This window comes from Rossellomorea sp. DUT-2 (assembly GCF_052665285.1).
The window spans coordinates 288,609-305,535 of the sequence record NZ_JBQPEO010000004.1 but is presented as its reverse complement, the minus strand read 5'-3'; the positions used below and the strand labels follow the sequence as shown (position 1 = coordinate 305,535).

Annotated in this window: 16 protein-coding genes; 5 read left to right on the top strand and 11 right to left on the bottom strand. The window is 42.5% G+C overall.

Translation table 11 applies throughout. From position 1 onward, the window contains the following. Positions 1-156 (bottom strand): DUF1540 domain-containing protein, encoded by a 156-nt coding sequence (locus ACOSV2_RS16710; protein WP_082051198.1) that lies wholly within the window; start codon positions 154-156, stop codon positions 1-3. Between the two features lie 141 nt (positions 157-297). On the opposite strand from ACOSV2_RS16710, the gene ACOSV2_RS16705 reads away from it, so the two are divergent. Next, complete coding sequence (locus ACOSV2_RS16705) at positions 298-573, top strand: hypothetical protein (RefSeq protein WP_428976122.1); 276 nt, start codon at positions 298-300, stop codon at positions 571-573. A 47-nt stretch (positions 574-620) separates the two neighbouring features. Here ACOSV2_RS16705 and ACOSV2_RS16700 read toward each other — a convergent pair whose 3' ends face one another. Then, complete coding sequence (locus tag ACOSV2_RS16700) at positions 621-1,820, bottom strand: MFS transporter (protein ID WP_428976121.1); 1,200 nt, start codon at positions 1,818-1,820, stop codon at positions 621-623. A 171-nt stretch (positions 1,821-1,991) separates the two neighbouring features. Here ACOSV2_RS16700 and ACOSV2_RS16695 point away from each other — a divergent pair, with 171 nt between their 5' ends. Next, a complete protein-coding gene (locus ACOSV2_RS16695; protein WP_324745329.1) occupies positions 1,992-2,426 on the top strand; it encodes a MarR family winged helix-turn-helix transcriptional regulator in 435 nt (144 codons plus the stop codon). 27 nt (positions 2,427-2,453) lie between these two features. Continuing rightward, a complete protein-coding gene (locus ACOSV2_RS16690; protein ID WP_428976120.1) occupies positions 2,454-3,212 on the top strand; it encodes a sugar phosphate isomerase/epimerase family protein in 759 nt (252 codons plus the stop codon). Between the two features lie 44 nt (positions 3,213-3,256). On the opposite strand, the gene ACOSV2_RS16685 is transcribed toward ACOSV2_RS16690, so the two are convergent. Next, positions 3,257-4,237 carry a zinc-binding dehydrogenase gene (locus ACOSV2_RS16685; protein WP_428976119.1) on the bottom strand — a complete coding sequence of 327 codons (981 nt, stop codon included), beginning with the start codon at positions 4,235-4,237 and terminating at the stop codon, positions 3,257-3,259. Between the two features lie 297 nt (positions 4,238-4,534). On the opposite strand from ACOSV2_RS16685, the gene ACOSV2_RS16680 reads away from it, so the two are divergent. Further along, positions 4,535-4,906, top strand: a complete 372-nt coding sequence (locus ACOSV2_RS16680; RefSeq protein WP_428976118.1) for a winged helix-turn-helix transcriptional regulator — start codon at positions 4,535-4,537, stop codon at positions 4,904-4,906. A gap of 40 nt (positions 4,907-4,946) precedes the next feature. On the opposite strand, the gene ACOSV2_RS16675 is transcribed toward ACOSV2_RS16680, so the two are convergent. Continuing rightward, positions 4,947-5,837 carry a TIGR01777 family oxidoreductase gene (locus ACOSV2_RS16675; protein ID WP_428976117.1) on the bottom strand — a complete coding sequence of 297 codons (891 nt, stop codon included), beginning with the start codon at positions 5,835-5,837 and terminating at the stop codon, positions 4,947-4,949. Between the two features lie 358 nt (positions 5,838-6,195). Here ACOSV2_RS16675 and ACOSV2_RS16670 point away from each other — a divergent pair, with 358 nt between their 5' ends. Next, the gene (locus ACOSV2_RS16670) at positions 6,196-7,839 is read left to right on the top strand and encodes a M4 family metallopeptidase (RefSeq protein WP_428976116.1); all 1,644 of its coding nucleotides are present in this window, start codon (positions 6,196-6,198) and stop codon (positions 7,837-7,839) included. Positions 7,840-8,034: 195 nt separating this feature from the next. Here the strand turns inward: ACOSV2_RS16670 and ACOSV2_RS16665 are convergent, their stop codons facing one another. The 7 genes from ACOSV2_RS16665 to ACOSV2_RS16635 form a co-directional block, all read right to left on the bottom strand. Next, positions 8,035-8,448 (bottom strand): DoxX family protein, encoded by a 414-nt coding sequence (locus ACOSV2_RS16665; RefSeq protein WP_428976115.1) that lies wholly within the window; start codon positions 8,446-8,448, stop codon positions 8,035-8,037. Positions 8,449-8,583: 135 nt separating this feature from the next. Then, entirely contained in the window at positions 8,584-9,801 is a 1,218-nt protein-coding gene (locus tag ACOSV2_RS16660; protein WP_428976292.1) for an aspartate kinase, read from the bottom strand. Positions 9,802-9,847: 46 nt separating this feature from the next. Further along, entirely contained in the window at positions 9,848-11,668 is a 1,821-nt protein-coding gene (locus ACOSV2_RS16655; protein ID WP_428976114.1) for an IucA/IucC family protein, read from the bottom strand. A gap of 38 nt (positions 11,669-11,706) precedes the next feature. Continuing rightward, a complete protein-coding gene (locus ACOSV2_RS16650; protein WP_428976291.1) occupies positions 11,707-13,053 on the bottom strand; it encodes a lysine N(6)-hydroxylase/L-ornithine N(5)-oxygenase family protein in 1,347 nt (448 codons plus the stop codon). Then, positions 13,028-13,582, bottom strand: coding sequence for a GNAT family N-acetyltransferase (locus tag ACOSV2_RS16645; RefSeq protein WP_428976290.1), 555 nt, complete (start codon positions 13,580-13,582; stop codon positions 13,028-13,030). The genes ACOSV2_RS16650 and ACOSV2_RS16645 overlap by 26 nt, the downstream gene beginning before the upstream one ends. A gap of 22 nt (positions 13,583-13,604) precedes the next feature. Continuing rightward, the gene (locus ACOSV2_RS16640) at positions 13,605-15,398 is read right to left on the bottom strand and encodes an IucA/IucC family protein (RefSeq protein ID WP_428976113.1); all 1,794 of its coding nucleotides are present in this window, start codon (positions 15,396-15,398) and stop codon (positions 13,605-13,607) included. Continuing rightward, the gene (locus ACOSV2_RS16635; RefSeq protein ID WP_428976112.1) at positions 15,395-16,924 is read right to left on the bottom strand and encodes a pyridoxal phosphate-dependent decarboxylase family protein; all 1,530 of its coding nucleotides are present in this window, start codon (positions 16,922-16,924) and stop codon (positions 15,395-15,397) included. The genes ACOSV2_RS16640 and ACOSV2_RS16635 overlap by 4 nt, the downstream gene beginning before the upstream one ends. Positions 16,925-16,927 lie beyond the last annotated feature (3 nt).

The following is a 16,927-nucleotide window of genomic DNA, read 5'->3' as shown; positions in this document are numbered from 1 at the left end:
TTACATACCCGGATCGAATGTTTTACAATCTGTTTCTTCACTGTTGTGGGCTTTGTTTCCTTTATGACTGACAACGAAAATCTGGTCTGCAGAGCACTTCTTACCTTCACGGTTATATTTGCAGTTGCTTACTTCACATAATACGTCTTGTGCCATCTTCAAACACCTCCCTTATTATCTTTAGAGTGTACTTTTCCACCCTGTTTCATACCTGGCTTATGGAGATGAATCATCATATATCTGGAGCTTTCACCATATAATCAAAGAGATATGTTTGATGAAGGGAGAATCTTCAGTATGGAGCAAAGACGTCTGTATCATGTTCAAAATCTTGCATTTGAAATCATGGATCAAATGAATACGGATAACAAATTGAAGAGGACAGATCATTTAAAGCATGTGATCGATCATCTATCCCGTGCAATTGGAAGTCTTACAGATCCATCAGGGACCTTCTCCATTGATTATGTTGAAGAAAAAATTGCAACCGCCCATTATATATTGTTTAAAAACGAGAAGAAAGTTGCCCGTATAAATTTTGATAAACAATCAGCATCCGCTTTAATTAAATGAAGAAGAGGACTTACCGAATTATGGTAAGTCCTCTTCTTCTGTTACAGTTACAATTCCAATACGCTAACGTTCTGATTTTCACCATGATTTCCACGTTTGGTCACTACATGATAAACCGCGATCGTTACAAATATCACTCCACTGCAAATGAGATACAAAGCCGAAAATCCAAACTGGGATGAAACGACTCCCAAAACAAATGATCCAACGGCAATGCCAAGGTCATAAAAAATAAAGAATGTAGCGGTCGCATGCCCTGTTCTCCTCTTAGGGGCAGCTTGAATGGACATGGTTTGAAAACTCGGAAGCAAAGCACCGTAACCAAGCCCGATAAGCGTTCCTGCAACCAATAATAAAAGGACTGAATGAGTGACACTCAAAAAAATCAAACCGATGGAAAAAATAATAAGGGACGGGTAGATGACCGCGTTTGGTCCTGACCTGTCATATAAACGACCTGTATATGGTCGCGATAACAGCATAGCAGCTGCAAAGACGACAAAGAATAAGCTGACGGATTCGAATAGACCGACCGACTTCGCATAGACGGATATAAACGACATGATCCCGGAGTAAGCAAATGATGTTAAGAATCCTACCAGGGAAATCGGAATCGCTTTAATTTCTATCAAGTCCTTAAAAGTTAATCGGCCAGACACTTCCTTCCTGTCCTCTTCCGAAACTTGAATGCCAAATGAACAAAGGAATCCGATGACAATTACGAAGGCAAGACCCATAAACAATGCTGAATAAGGGATCCATTGAATAAGTGCTAGCGAAATAAACGGTCCTACTACCACGGCTAAGTTCATTGACATGGCAAAATAACCAAGACCTTCCCCTTTCCGGTGGGGAGGGATCATGTCTGCAGCAATCGCAACTAAAACCGTTGTGGCAATACTAAACCATATGCCTTGAAAAAAGCGAAGGCCCATTAAAAGATAAAAATCATTCACCCAGCAGTAAATGAATGAGGAAATCCCGAAAAACATGACACTTATGATCAGCGTCTTTTTCTTCCCCAATAGCTCAATGATTTTTCCCGAGAAGGGCCGAACAATGATGGCCGAAAGTAAAAAAATCGTTGTAGCGAGACCTGCCTCCCCTTCCGTTCCGTGAAGTTCATCGATCACATAAAGTGGCAGGACGGTTAACAACGAATAGAAAACTATGAAGATAAAAAAATTATTCACTAATGCCATGAAAAATGGTCGTGTCCATATAGTTGTTTGATTGGAATGACTCATAAAATTCTCCTTCATTCAATTAGTTGCTATACTAATTATATCTACAACATGTATATTTGTAAATATAGTTGTTGTAACAACTATTATGAATTACTTTTATCGAACCTCTCAAATCATCCTGAATTTCATGTATGATAAAGAAAAGAAAAAGAATGTAGTAGGTGAAAAATAATGACGATGTCCCGTGATGAATCCATTGGTTTGTATACGAGCCATACTGTGAAGAATATTATTCGATTCCTTACACTTCATCTGAAGGAATTTGATGTGACACCCGAGCAGTGGACGGTGTTGAAGCGATTAGCTGAACAGGATGGAATCAGTCAAAAACAACTGGCCTTGAAATCAGAAAAGGATCAGCCGACCCTGACCAGGATATTAGACATATTGGAACGGAAAGAACTGATCTACAAACAGAAAAACACAGAGGACAGAAGATCTTTCCTAATTTTCATCACTGAGAAAGGCATGACTGCCAAGGATGAGCTGTCCCCTTTTATAGAGGGCCTATATGAAGAAACGATTCTTAAAGGTATTTCGGAGGAGAACTTAGAAGTATATAAGAGCGTGCTCTCTCAAATGAATGAGAACATTTCAAGAAAATAACAACCAACACATAATAGGAGTGTAACCATGAAAAAAATACCGATAGCCCTGCAAATGTATACTTTACGAGACGAGACGGAAAAGGATTTCACAGGGACACTTCAACAAGTCGCCGGGTTGGGATATGAGGGGGTCGAGCTTGCCGGGTACGGAGGGTTATCCCCGAAAGACCTTAAAGGTACACTCGATAACCTGGGGCTTCAGGCCGTTTCAAGTCATATTCCTTTAGCTGAACTGAGAAGCAATGCAAGCAGAGTGATACAGGATCAGCTCGAGCTTGGCAGCAGCTATATCGTTTGTCCGTATCTTTTTCCTGAAGAGCGAACGGAAGGACATTATGTTCAACTGATCGATGATTTAAATACAATCGGGGAGAAATGCTTCAACGAAGGAATCACCCTTTGCTATCACCATCACGATTTCGAATTAACCACCCTTTCCAATGGAAAATCGGCACTCGAAACGATTCTTTCCGAAACGAACCCTCATTGGGTAAAGGCAGAGTTTGATATATACTGGCTCACCTTTGCAGGGGAAAAGCCGGTTGAATGGCTGAAACGATATCAGGGACGGACCCCCCTGGTACATTTGAAAGATATGACGATGGATGGGGAACGATTTTTTGCTGAACTGGGGACTGGTGGTGTGGATCTCGCGTCTGTGCTCGACTATGGTATACATAGTGATGTGGACTGGTGGATCGTCGAACAGGATGAATCCAGGAACTCCCCTATTGAAAGCATTCGGATGAGTTTGGACTACTTACTGCAGGAGGACAAACGATAATGTAAAAGGAGTGCCAGAAACAACCGGCACTCCTTTTTTCATCATCATTTTACTTTGGCTACGATTTTCCCCTTCACATGACGTTCTGATAAACGGCTCAGTGCTTCAGGAACTTCTTCCAACTTCACCACTTCTTTTAACATCGCGTCTATTTTCCTTTGCTCCAACAAGGAAAGCATCTGGTCACCCATTGCGGCAAAGTCCTTTTGAGCATACACGTCATTGGATTGATGGGCCGCTGCCAAGGCAATCTCATGATAGGATACCACTTTTGTAAAAGGTTTTACTTTCGTGAAATCCGGAGCCCCTGCAATGTAAACCATGTGGCCCATATACGCAAGTGCGTCTAAAGAGTCTGTAGAACTTTCTCTGCTGACCGCATCAACAACAGCGTCCACTCCCCGTCCATTTGTTATTTCCATCACTCTAGCATTTACATCTTCTTCACAATAGTCGATGACATGATCCGCCCCAAGTGATTTTACATATTCATGATTGTGCACGGAAGCGGTGGATATGACTGTTTTACCCGCAAGCTTCGCCAGCTGGACACCAAATCCGCCTACTCCGCCTGCTCCACCATGAATCAGAATCGTATTGATTTGTTCGAGGGGAAGCTTGCGGTGAATTGCCTGATAAGCTGTGTAGCCTGCTGTCGGCAGAGCTGCTGCATCTTCAAAGGACACACCTTCAGGAATACGTGAAACGGTATGCGCATTGATGATCGCAAATTCAGCATATCCGCCTTTTTTGGTGAAGTCACCATGGTAAACGACACGATCTCCTGTTTTCCACCCGGTCACTCCCTCACCTTTCTCCACTATGACTCCTGCCACATCAAGTCCCAGGATATGCGGGTAGGACCAGACCGCCATTCCGTTGGTGGCTGTTTTATAATCAACCGGGTTCAGCCCGACTGCATGGACCTCTACAAGAAGCTCCCCTTTTTGTGGTGATGGTGTTTCTATTTCCTCGACCTTCATGTCTTTCCATAATCCTTTATCTTTTAAAAGCAGTGCTTTCATATACATTCATCTCCTTAATTATTTCCTTCTAATGGTATATAATATATACTGTAATGAACATTGGCAAGTAGGCACCATTTAGTATCCTAGTTTCTGTTTGGAAACCTAAGGTGATACTGGGAGCCCGGTTCAGCTGCTGATTTCAGGCTGTTTTTCAGCAGCTGAATATAATGTTGATTTTAACAGCTGAACTTCTTTGGCTATTTGACTGCTGAATTTCACAAAAAATTTAACAGGTAAATTACGGAGGATTTTCAGCTGTCAAAACCAACACATTTAATCCAAGGAGGTACTCATATGAAACAACTAAACCCTGAATATCAATGCTCCATCGATCTGGTCATCGACGTCATCGGAGGAAAGTGGAAGGTTTTAATACTATGGAATTTGAACGAAGGTGTAAAAAGATTTAACGAACTGAAGCGATCCCTCCCAGACATCACTCAAAAAATGCTCACTCAGCAGCTTCGGGAGCTGGAGGAACATGGATTAGTCTCCCGCAGGGTTTACCAAGAGGTTCCACCACGGGTTGAATACTCCACGACAGATATGGGAAAAAAACTGCAGACCACTCTTTTTGAAATGTGTAAATGGGGCGATGAGTATGCAGAGCAAAAAGGCATTGCGATGAATCGGTGCTGGACTTCATATAATTTCATGGAAAGCTGACGAAAAGGACTTGCCAATTTGGCTAAGTCCTTTTTTGTGACTAATGGGAAAGTATATGCCGAAGGGCTTTTTCCACCGTTTCATATTTAAACCGGTACCCCTCTTCTTCCAATCTTTCAGGAATAACCCACCTGCTTTTCAGTACCAATTCGGGTTCTGTTTTCATAAAGAAAGCACCGATTTCTAGCATCCACTTTGAGGTCGACAAGCCTGCTTTCTTATTCATGACGATACGCAAGTGTTCCATAAACTCACGATTGGTGACAGGATCTGGAGAAGAGCAATTGAATACACCACTTAACCCTTTCTTTTCTTTGAGAAATAAAATGATCCTGAACAGGTCTTCTATATGAATCCAACTAAACATCTGATTCCCCGGCCCCTGAACTCCTCCAAGCCCAAACTTTACCAGATTTTTGTAGGGGTTCATCACTCCTCCATCCGGACCTAATACGATGGCAATACGTAATGCCGCTTGCCGGGTATGGGGTAAATCGAATGAAAAGAAAGCCTTCTCCCATTCCTTCGCCACTTCTACAGAAAAGCCTGCACCTATTTCCCCTGTTCCCTCCGTCATCGGCCTGTCTTCTGCATGGCGATAGATCGTTGCAGTACTGGAATTTATCCACAGGGAAGGAGGATTTTCACACTTTAACAGGGCATCCCCGAGTATCCTGGTTGTCCCTGTTCTGGATTGAAAGATTTCTGTTTTATTTTTCTTATTGTAACGGCAGTCTACAGATTTCCCTGCAAGATTAATGAGGAGGTCGGCACCTTCCAATGCCTCGACAATCTCTTCTTTATGATCCCACGATACGTAAGGGGCATGTCTAGAAATAATGGTCACCTTATAATCTGACTCTTGAAATTTCGTTTGAAGATACTGACCAATAAAACCAGTTCCACCAGCTATAACGATTTTCTTTTCCATATTAGCAGCCCACTCCCAAGTTTTTATTGTGCCGTGATTATGTGAATTTTTTCACATAAATTATACCGAATTATTCCATTCACATAAACTAAAACTCTAAATTAATCATCTATGCACAAAAAATAGTGGAATATTCCCAGAAAAATATTTTCCCTCGAAATGAATAGATAAATGTAGAATCCCCCCGGAAAATCAGAAAATATGACAACTCAAGAATTTTAAATAGTTAAAATATACTGAAGATTACCATTTTTTACATTGCCAACCTTACCATTTTTTACTAGACTACTAATTAGCCGCCGGGGCCAAAAGGAATAGCTATTTCTCAAATCTATGATCAAAAGGGGAAATTGTAATTATGTCGAAAAAGAAACTCGTTAGTTTAGCACTAGGTACTTCTCTTGTATTCAGCGCATCTTTCACTGGTGCCACCACATTTGCTCAGTCTTCAGATTCTATTACTTCAAAAATGGACATTCATCAAAAGGTCATGAACATAGACAAAAAAGGGCCTAGCTTCTTATCTGGTAAACTCTCAAAAGGGATTGTGAAGAACGATAAAGATGTTAAAAAGTTCCTAAAAGACAATAAAGGGCTATTTGCCATCGATCCTCATTCTGAATTGACATTGCTGGAAAAGACGACAGATGAATTGGGAATGTCACACTATAAATTCACTCAATCAGTTGACGGTGTCCCGGTTGATGGTGCAATCTTTATTGTTCATACCAACAAAAAAAATGAAGTGACCGCCACTACTGGTCAACTTTATAAAGAAGCTTCTAATAAAGTGACGAAGACGAAATCAAGTATCAATCAAAAATCAGCGACGGATTTAGCATGGAAACATATTGGTGTATCTGAAAAGGATACAGTTGCTGAATCTCATAGCGATCATGCTCCTGATGCGAAAAAAGACAGTGATGTTGAAAGTACGAATGTGAAAAATGATCTTGTGATCCATGAAAAGGATGGAAAGTTCACTCTTGCTTATAAAGTACAGCTTCAATTCATCGAGCCTTATGGTGCGAACTGGCAGATCTTCGTTGATGCAAAAGACGGGTCTATCGTTGAAGCATTTAATGCTGTAACGGATGCTGCTTCAACAGGTTATGGATACGGGGTCCTTGATGACTATAAATCTCTTAATACTTATTATTCAAACGGCACTTATTACTTATACGATGTGACGAAACCGATGAATGGTGTCATCGAAACGCGCACGGCTCAAAACGGTTCAAGCCTTCCAGGAAGCTATACCGTCGATAGCAATAATGCGTGGACTGCCTACTCCCAAGCGGCTGAAGTGGATGCCCATGCGTATGCTGGACAAGTTTATGACTACTATAAGAATACTCATAATCGTAATAGTTATGATAATAATGGTGCAACCATACGCTCGACTGTTCATTACGGTTCCAATTACAACAATGCGTTCTGGAACGGTTCGCAAATGGTATATGGTGATGGGGACGGCACGACCTTCACTTCCCTTTCAGGTGCATTGGATGTCGTTGCCCATGAGCTGACTCATGCCGTGACCGAACGAACTGCAGGCTTACAGTATCAATATCAATCCGGTGCCCTTAACGAGTCATTCTCTGATGTATTTGGTTATTTCTTAGATCCAGGCGACTACTTAATGGGTGAAGATGTATATACTCCAGGGGTCTCAGGGGATGCTCTACGCAGTCTATCAAACCCTACTAAGTATGGACAACCGGATCATATGAATAACTATGTGAATACTTCTTCCGATAACGGAGGCGTTCATACGAACTCTGGTATCCCTAACAAAGCCGCATACAATACGATTACAAGCATCGGAAAAGCCAAAGCTGAAAAAATTTACTACCGTGCACTTACTGTTTACTTAACACCAACAAGTAATTTCAGTTATGCACGCGCAGCCCTTCTACAGTCAGCTGCAGATCTTTACGGAAATGGTAGCGCTACGTACAATTCCGTTAAAGCAGCTTGGGATGCTGTCGGCGTATATTAATTAAATAAATCATTATGATCCAAAAAGCCGTCCTGATAGGATGGCTTTTTGTTATAAAAACCCTTAAACCTTCACTCTCATTTCAACAAAAATCCACATCTTTTCCCAGGAAATGATGTGGAATCTTGTCTTATTCATGAAAAAAGGAGAAAAGAATCGATTCTTTTCTCCTTTTCTATGTCAGTAAACCTGTGACTATACGGATTGATCTGCAGGTGTCTGTTTTTGACGTTGTTTGTTGATGACACTCATTAATGACCATTTATTACTTCCGGTTATTGCCAACATAACTGATAGTGCCAGTAATGTTAATGGATATTCATATCCTCCGATTAGACCCATTTTGAATTTGACCAATACGATGGCTCCAAACATGGTGATTGCAATTGCAATAGCCGAAGGGATAACATAAAATCCGATTATCAGTGTCAGTCCGGCAACCGCTTCAATAATCGCAGTGGCATAAGCCATTATTGGAGGTAATCCGATTTGATCAAACATTCCGATTGTCTTTTCCATGCCCATGATTTTTTGCATGCCATGTGCCACCATGATGATCCCTAAGATGATTCGGCCAATAAGCAGAGACCACTCCACTCGCTTCTTCATACAATCACTCCTCTTTCCTATGCTAACGCTAAAAAAGGATAAATAGATCACTTTACTTTTTCAGAAACAGATGAAAAATAGAATAAGAGTGCCTCCATTATGGTTCCTATGATCTTGTTCATGACCCTCACTGTTTTACACAGAAGCCTTCATCACGGCTTCATAATCCAATCCAAACCCGGTATGCAAACTTTCTGCCGCCAGCTGGACCTGCCTCTTCTCAACGACTGCTGTAACGCTAATAGCAGATTCACCTACCAGTTTCACTCTCACGGCATTTTCCAATAAAATTTTGCACATATCTATTTTTATGGCCGGCTGTGATTTAATATTTTGCCCGATTACCGACACCTTTGACAGACCTCCTTTTCGTTCAATTCGGGAGTACATCCACTTCTCTTTCTCTTTATCCAGGATCGATAATACCTCTTGAAGGTCTTGTTCCTTGATCAATAAGGATAATGAGTCTCTACAACTTTGTTTATAAACATCAGCCTGAATATGATGTGATGCCAATTCACACATTAATGCTTCTTGGAAACCCTCAATATCATTACAATCAAAGATTTCTAATCTATTGATATCCGCTTCAAATGTGACACCAATCACAGGGGTAGATCCATTCTGGTTTGCCCTCCCATGGATCATGGTCCCCCTGCCCTTTTCAAAGCTGGATTTTATATAGATAGGAATTCCGTGTTTTTTCGCGTGTTTAACCGCTCTTGGGTGCAGGACACCTGCCCCCATGGAGGCTAGATTCTGCATTTCCTCATAGGAAAGGGAAGGGATTTTCGATGCTTTTGGAACAAACCTGGGATCTGAAGTGTATACTCCATCGACATCAGTATAGATGTCACACCGATCTGCCTTTAACGCGGACGCAAGTGCAGCTGCCGTGATATCGGATCCCCCTCTTCCCAAAGTCGAAATATCCCCATCCCCCGTTATTCCTTGGAACCCTGCGACCACCACTACTCTTCCTATATTCAATTCGTTCTTGATACGACCTGTTTCAATAGCTTGAATATGAGCATTCCCAAGGATGGAATCCGTTCGAATTCCGGCCTGCCACCCTGTGAAAGAAATGGCCTCCACCCCATGCTGTTGAAGAGCCATTGTCAGTAGGGAAATCGTCACTTGTTCACCCGTTGACAATAACATATCCATCTCTCTCTTACTTGGTTCACTTGTAATTTCACTAACTAACCTTACAAGTGCATCGGTCGTTTTCCCCATTGCCGAAACCACCACCACAACGTCATGACCTTTGTTCTTCTCCTGCATGACCCTCTCAGCCATTCGTTTTATTCTCTCGGTGGAACCAACAGAGGTCCCGCCGAATTTCTGAACAATTGTACTCAGGAGATGACCCTCCTTTCTATTTTGGAATTAAAGATGATCAGATCGACCCAACAGTCCGGTTTATTTTATATGCAGCCAATGCGTTTGTTACTTTACCGAATTCTGAAGCATGGGGACGGTCATCGTCATCAGAGTATCCGTAGTCCACCATCCGGTTACGGTTCAGGCATAACTTCGTAAGCTCCGGTTTAAAGAAGTCAAACAGCTTGAAACGTTCTTCTAATTGCGGGAATCGATCCTGATAGTTGATTATTGAGTCAGCAAGGAGACCCCAGAATGTTTCTTCTTCCATCATTCCATTGTTTTTCAACAAGTTACTCAAGTATCTCAGGTGACAGATAAAGAGACCCGTGAAGATGAACTGTGTAAGCCCTTCAGGCGGCTCTGTTCGAAGGACCGCTTTAAATTCAGATGACAGCCCTTGCAGCTCAGGGAAATCCTGGTCTGAAATATTGACGTCATCAACGAAGTCTTTAATCGCTAAACGGTGAGGCTTCGCACCCTTCAACACGACAATCGTATTTTGCCCATGAGGAGAGAATACCGTTCCATATTGGTAAAGGTAATGAAGAAGAGGCTCCATTACGACTTTGAAAAATTGCTTCATCCATTCTTCTGGGCTGAGACCTGACTGTTCAATCAAACTCTCAACATACGGTTTATTGTCATGATCTTCATACAATAAGGCAGCCAGCGTAATCGCTTGTTCCCCGTCTTCTAAATACGTATAGATGCTTTCTCTCCATATAGTTCCAAGCATCTCCAAGTATTGATAAGGTGCCTGCTTTAATTGTGTATAGTAATAATGGTTCACATTCATACTGGCATTTTCCCCTGGGAGGATGACCCGACATTCATCTTTTAAGAATGGATCCTTTTCAGCCATTCCTTTAATGAACTCTGTCACCTTAGGAGCAATCACGGTTCGTTCAGATGGCAGTCCCCGATAAACCAGCGTGTTCAAAATGCTCATCGGAAGCTTCACATGATGCTTATCCTTGTTCGTTGTATTCACAAATGTGCGGATCGACTGCTGAGGAAGGTAACGGTCTTCTCCCTCTCCTAACGGAATGATACGACCCAGGGCCAGTTCCTCTGGGAAATTCTGAATCAGTGTGTTTTTCCATTGCCACTCGTGTACCGGCAAGTAATAGTAATCAGATGGTTCGCTTCCATTTTGTTTGACGATCTCATCAAAATGGATTCTATCTTCCTCACTTAGTTCGCCCGCTATCAACGTTTCATAATCCAATCCTTCCACAGATTGGAACGATGCCAGGTCTTTATGAACGGCTATCCAGGAAAGCTTGACCTCTTTCTGTTGTTCAGGAGCAAAGGCAAGGTAATCATCATATCCGAACCCGATTCTACCTTTGTTATATGTAATCCATGGGTGGCCTGTCATATAGCCTTCGAGGTTAGCGTAGTCTTCATGAATCAGTTCGTCCGATGTTTTCGTTTCTTTTTCAAGAAGATGGGCATCTGCTATTAATGTACTGTTCATTTCCTTGATTAAATGGCCCGCCGTCTCAGATGACATTCCGATGACTTCCTGGAGATCGACCAATAACTCTATTGCACTTTCAGCTTCCTTCCGGCCTCCATTTTCAACGATATATACCGTCGTCCATTTCACATCGAAACTATCAAACAATCGTTTTTGTGCGATGTATTGATAGTGCTTGGAACCAGAGACCTGAAGGGAATATTCGATATCCTCCCCTTTTTCCGAGAGGATTTCAGGTCGGATCATCTCTTCATACATATACTCAGACAGCATTTTGCCTATCAATCTCTTGTTTACTTTCGTCCAGCTATCACTCTTAAAAACACGTTGAATTTCTTCATTGAATAACATATTACCCCTACTTTCACTTAGTCTATGTTTTCTTTGCATCAGAGAGGAACCGGAATGGATGCCGCTTTCGTCCCAAAGGTTTGAAACACATTTTTGTTCTGAACCGGAAATACTTCTCTCCCTGTTATGGTATTGATGATGATCGCATTACGGTGGGCACCTAGTCCAAGATCAGGTGCGCCGACCCCGTGAGTATGCATTTCACCATTTTGCACAAAGATTTCACCCGGACCTTCTACATAGGTTTCTAATCGATAATCTTCCTTGACCTTGTATCTATCACACTCATCCCAGGCAATCCATTCTTTCATTTTCGAAAGGAATCCCGGGAATGCGGGCTTGTAGCCCGTGCCAAGAATGATGATATCTGCCTTATCAACGAAATGTTCATCCTTGATCCGATGATAGCCAAGCAACTCAAAGGACGTTTCAGCCTTTTCGATGCCGACGATCTCTGTCATGGCCTGCAAGGAGATGTCCGGCTCCTCGCTTCCTACGGATCTTTCATATAAATAATCATATATATCGGCGATCGTCTCTGAACTGATGCCTTTATAAAGAAGATCCTGATCCTTTAGTAGCTGATCCTTCTTTTCCTGTGGAAGCTGATAAAAGAACCGGGTATAATCGGGTGAAAAATACTCAAGGCCCAGTTTTGAATATTCCATCGGGAAGAATCCCTTTGAACGTGTATACCATTGCAGTGAAAACCCTTGACTCTCCTGCTCTTTGGCTACATCGAGGAACACTTCGGCTGCACTTTGGCCGGATCCGATCACAGCAACCGTTTCAGCTTGTGCACATATCTCTTTATTGGATAAATAATCGGCACTGTGAAAGACGGTTTTGCCCAGCATTCCCTGAAAGGCTTCAGGTACAGAAGGAACAGAACCAATTCCGAGTACGAGATGTTTCGTGAACATCGTTTCCGTTTGTTGAAGGGAATTATTCCATACGGTGACTTCATATACACTTTCCCCACCCCCCAATTGGACCGGGATGACACTTTGGACATCCATCCCGAATCGGCACGTATCCAACTGCTCACTCACCCATTGGCAATAATGGTTATATTCTTTGCGTGGGATATGAAATTTTTCCAGAAAGTAAAAGTGATATAAGCGGTTATGAGCCTCCAAGTATCGGAGAAAACTGTAATCACTTCGTACATCTGCCATACTGACTAAATCCGCAAAGAACGGCACTTGTAAGGTCGTTCCGTCAATCAGCATGCCCGGATGCCAATTGAAGCTTTTCTTCTTTTCCAAAAATACGCTTTTCACTTCGGGTACCGAATCCAGTAAGGCAGCTAACCCCAGATTAAACGGACCCAATCCGATCCCGATGACGTCGTATAATTCATTTGATCTGTTCGTGAAGTCCATCATTCAGCCACCTCTTTTCAAATTCGCTTCTCTCACAAAACATGAGAAGTCCGGTTTTGTCGGGAAGAGTAATTGGTTTAACCGGTTTAAAACCGCATTTCTTAAAAACATGAATCATTTTTTCATTTCGAATATCCGGCTCCGCTATGACTTTATTAGTCTTCTTTTCTTGGAACTGATACGAAACCATGGCTCGTAATAATGGCAGTGAAAGTCCTTTACCAAGATACTCTCTCTCACCGATTAACAGATGCACACCTTGATCGAAAGGAGCAGTAGGATACGTTTTCTCCACCACGTCGCCTTTTACCCGATAGGCCTCCCAGTAACTCATCGCCACACCGTCAAGATAACCTGCGTAAAGGGTTTGATGTGAATCGGACAAAGCTTTTTTCAAATGTTCTTGAAACTGTCTAAATGGAATATTTAAATTCCAGAATGGATGGACATGTTCCTCCATCATCCATTTATGGATAAGCTCCGCGTCCCGGTCAAATTCGATTCTCTTAAATTGAACCTTCTTTTGAATTGCTTGATCATACACCTCGTAGTCATAGGACATGATGGATTTCCACCTCTTTGGCAAGGGGGTTTTTCACCATCGTGTAGACCGATTGAGCTTCCATTGGTCCGACCAGTTCATCCATGTCATAGAACCGGGTCAATAGATTCGCTTTACACGGAAGGACCGGTTGATATAATAAACTGCTCAGGAGATTGGAATCTTCCCCCCACTGCTGTTCATGGAACTCCAGACGTTCCTTTACAAGATTCACAAGTCTTTCTTCATCGATAAGACCACTTGCCCCGAAACCATTGATCAACCCGAATATATGGTTAAAGAAGAAGTAATAGCGCAAACGCTCCTCTGCCACTTCATCGGCACAAATCGTGTCGCTTTCTTGATTTAAGTCAGGAAGCAGCTCTTTGAGTTTTCCAACTTTCGATTCGCTATAGTAGTATCCCTGATTATCTCTGTAATAGAAGGTTTCAGGATAACCTTTACTAAGTTGGATCACTGAGTTCTGCTGATGAGCCTCCAGGGCAATCCCGTACGTGTGGAACAGCCAGATCATCGGATCCAGCGTCAGGGATAAGTATCGGTCGAACCAATCCAGGCTCACTTCTTCCAGACTTCGATTCTCCCTTTCGGATATTCCTCTAACGATGGAATGAATTCTGTTTCTTCCTCCATACGCATGATCCTGGCATAAAGCTGCAATCAAGCTGGTCCCGCGACTGCTTTCATAGAAAGGATTTTCCCTGATGACCAGCTCAAACCCGGACACTTCCTCTTTCAGGTCCAAGTTTACATAAGCAGGATCCTGGATGATCTTAAATTGTGGGAACTCTCTGTTAAGGCTTTTTCCCACTTCCGTTTCTAGTAATCTCGAAACCTCTACTCCCCTTGCCAGCTCCTTCTTTTGGTTGATGCGAAGAGAGTTTGTGATTTTGACAGGGACGGAGAATTTATACATGTACCGGGATTCTTTGTTATAGACCGTTCTAAACGATGACGTAGCCGTGAAGCGCTTCCCTATCGGACCGATATATTCCAGTCTTCCTTCTGCCATCAGGTGTTGTACGTTCTCTTTTTCCAATAATGTCTTTACTTGAAGAGGGTGAACAGGAACTAAAATACGATCTTCCTCTTTCAGCAGCTTCTGTAACCATTTCTGATCTACGTCAGAATCATCCTGTACCCCTTCATAAATGATGGAAGCTGCAGATTTTTCGGCACTTGAATCCTGTTCTACCAATGATTTTTCCGCAGTAAAGTAATGAAGCTGAAATTCCCCTTTATATTCAGGAGAATACAGATGGTCTTCTTGTTCCGTCAGGCCCTGTTTGCTTTTCGGGGTTGGATGAAGCATATGCCCGAATAGGAGGGACTGCTCAGCATCGATATAGTCAAATTCTTCATCCGAGAGCGCCTCATTGTCGTTCACCCGACTTTCAACATAGCTTTTTATACTCCTACAGCTTAATATCACTCTTAATAGAAGTTCATCTTCTGACCCGTGGTGACGCTTATCCAGTAGAAACTCTTTCACCACTAGCGTTGTAAGGGTAACGTAGTCGAGTGGTTTCATTTCGCTTTCTCCTACTCGGTAATAGAGGGGAAAGCCGAATAGATGACGATCCGTAAGAGACCAATATTTTACTGGAATGATCAATTCAATCTGCTGCAGTACCAAATGAGAGACGATGACTTTCTCAAACTGTCCAAGTGACGGATCATTGTCGTAGGGGCTCTCTTCAGAGTAGTTCCCTGTTTCCCTTAAATAGCAATTTAGAAAGCTTTGCATCGTGGCATGTTCAGCCATTTCCTTAGAGTTTCTCAATGTGTAACCCCTCCATTTACTAATTCAGTGCCGATTTCTTCAATCTCGTGTAGAAGAGAATGAATATCCTCCTGCTTTGTTCTTGGATTTAATAACGTCAATTTCAAGAAGGTATGACCCTTGATCACTGTTTTCGCGATAACCCCTTTCCCCTTATAAAGCAGGGTTTGTTGTATCGTTCGGTTCAAATGATCGAGATCCAGGTCCTTTCCCTCCATCCTTTTTGGCTGATAGCGAAAGATGATTGTGTTGATTTCCGGCTCAGGATTTTGAATCTCAATGTCCTGGAATCCTTTCATATAAGAAGCTGTGTATCTGGCGAGCTTTACCGTTTCATCAATCATGCCCCCAAAAAGGTCGGTCCCCACTGTCTTTAGTGACAGATACAGTTTTAACGCATCGAACCTTCTCGTCGTTTGAACCGACTTATTCACCAGGTTCAAGATGCCCTCTTCATCGTCTTTGACGGGATTCAAGTAATCAGCATGATAAGATAAATAACGGAAATTCACCTCATCCTTAACGAGGAACGCTCCGCAGCTGATCGGCTGGTAAAATAATTTGTGAAAATCCACCGTAATGGAGTCGGCGTCCTCCAACCCTTTCAGTTTGTCCGCATGAGAATGACTCAGCATCAGCCCACCACCGTATGCGGCATCGATATGGAACCATAATCCCTGCCCACGGGCGATTTCTGCCAATTCCCCCATTGGGTCGATGCTTCCAAAATCGGTGGTTCCGCACGTAGCAACGATGGCAAAGGGCAATAAGTTCTCCTGATCAAGCATATGCAGTGTTTCATTCACTTCCCCGACGCTCATCCGATGATTTTCATCGGTATTAACCGTCACAACCGCTTTTTCTCCCAACCCCAGTTGGGAAGCCGCTTTCTTCACAGTGAAATGGGCCTCTTCTGAACAAAGAATCCTTAATCGGTTAAATCCTTCGGGTAACCCATCCCGTTGTACGTTATGGTTCCATTTCGAATGACAGAATGCATCACGTGCTAACAGGAGTCCCATATAATTGGATTGTGTTCCACCACTTGTAAAGACTCCGCCGGATGTTTCTGGAAGATTTATTTTTTCTGTCAACCACTTTACCATTTCCGCTTCCACATAGGTGGCAGCCGTACTCTGATCCCAGGAGTCCATAGATTGATTGAGCGTTCCGATGATCAATTCCGCCGCCACTCCAGGAAGAAGGGGAGGGCAATGTAAATGGGCCATACTCTTTTGATGGGAAATATGAAGACTGTTTTTTAAAATCGGTCCATCGATTTCATCAAGGACATCTTCAAAGGATTTCCCTTCAGGAGTAAGCGTCATGATCGGTTTGATTTCTTCTTTTATTGCACCGGGCATTTTCCCGATAAAAGGTTTCCCATTACCTTCATATAGTTGTTGCAGTTTCCTGCTAACTCCCTCTATCAATTCATTAAATGCACGGAGTCCTTCTTCCCCCTGGTGTAGAAAGAAGGAGTCCATTTTCTGGCTGGTTTGTCTTTCCGTTGTTTTCATTTTCATGAT

Coding starts and splice junctions, on each gene's coding strand:
- ACOSV2_RS16690 (WP_428976120.1), top strand. CDS start 2,454: ATGAAAAAAATACCGATAGCCCTGCAAATGTATACTTTACGAGACGAG.
- ACOSV2_RS16655 (WP_428976114.1), bottom strand. CDS start 11,668: ATGTTATTCAATGAAGAAATTCAACGTGTTTTTAAGAGTGATAGCTGG.
- ACOSV2_RS16650 (WP_428976291.1), bottom strand. CDS start 13,053: ATGGACTTCACGAACAGATCAAATGAATTATACGACGTCATCGGGATC.
- ACOSV2_RS16695 (WP_324745329.1), top strand. CDS start 1,992: ATGACGATGTCCCGTGATGAATCCATTGGTTTGTATACGAGCCATACT.
- ACOSV2_RS16670 (WP_428976116.1), top strand. CDS start 6,196: ATGTCGAAAAAGAAACTCGTTAGTTTAGCACTAGGTACTTCTCTTGTA.
- ACOSV2_RS16685 (WP_428976119.1), bottom strand. CDS start 4,237: ATGAAAGCACTGCTTTTAAAAGATAAAGGATTATGGAAAGACATGAAG.
- ACOSV2_RS16680 (WP_428976118.1), top strand. CDS start 4,535: ATGAAACAACTAAACCCTGAATATCAATGCTCCATCGATCTGGTCATC.
- ACOSV2_RS16705 (WP_428976122.1), top strand. CDS start 298: ATGGAGCAAAGACGTCTGTATCATGTTCAAAATCTTGCATTTGAAATC.
- ACOSV2_RS16675 (WP_428976117.1), bottom strand. CDS start 5,837: ATGGAAAAGAAAATCGTTATAGCTGGTGGAACTGGTTTTATTGGTCAG.
- ACOSV2_RS16635 (WP_428976112.1), bottom strand. CDS start 16,924: ATGAAAATGAAAACAACGGAAAGACAAACCAGCCAGAAAATGGACTCC.
- ACOSV2_RS16665 (WP_428976115.1), bottom strand. CDS start 8,448: ATGAAGAAGCGAGTGGAGTGGTCTCTGCTTATTGGCCGAATCATCTTA.
- ACOSV2_RS16710 (WP_082051198.1), bottom strand. CDS start 156: ATGGCACAAGACGTATTATGTGAAGTAAGCAACTGCAAATATAACCGT.
- ACOSV2_RS16700 (WP_428976121.1), bottom strand. CDS start 1,820: ATGAGTCATTCCAATCAAACAACTATATGGACACGACCATTTTTCATG.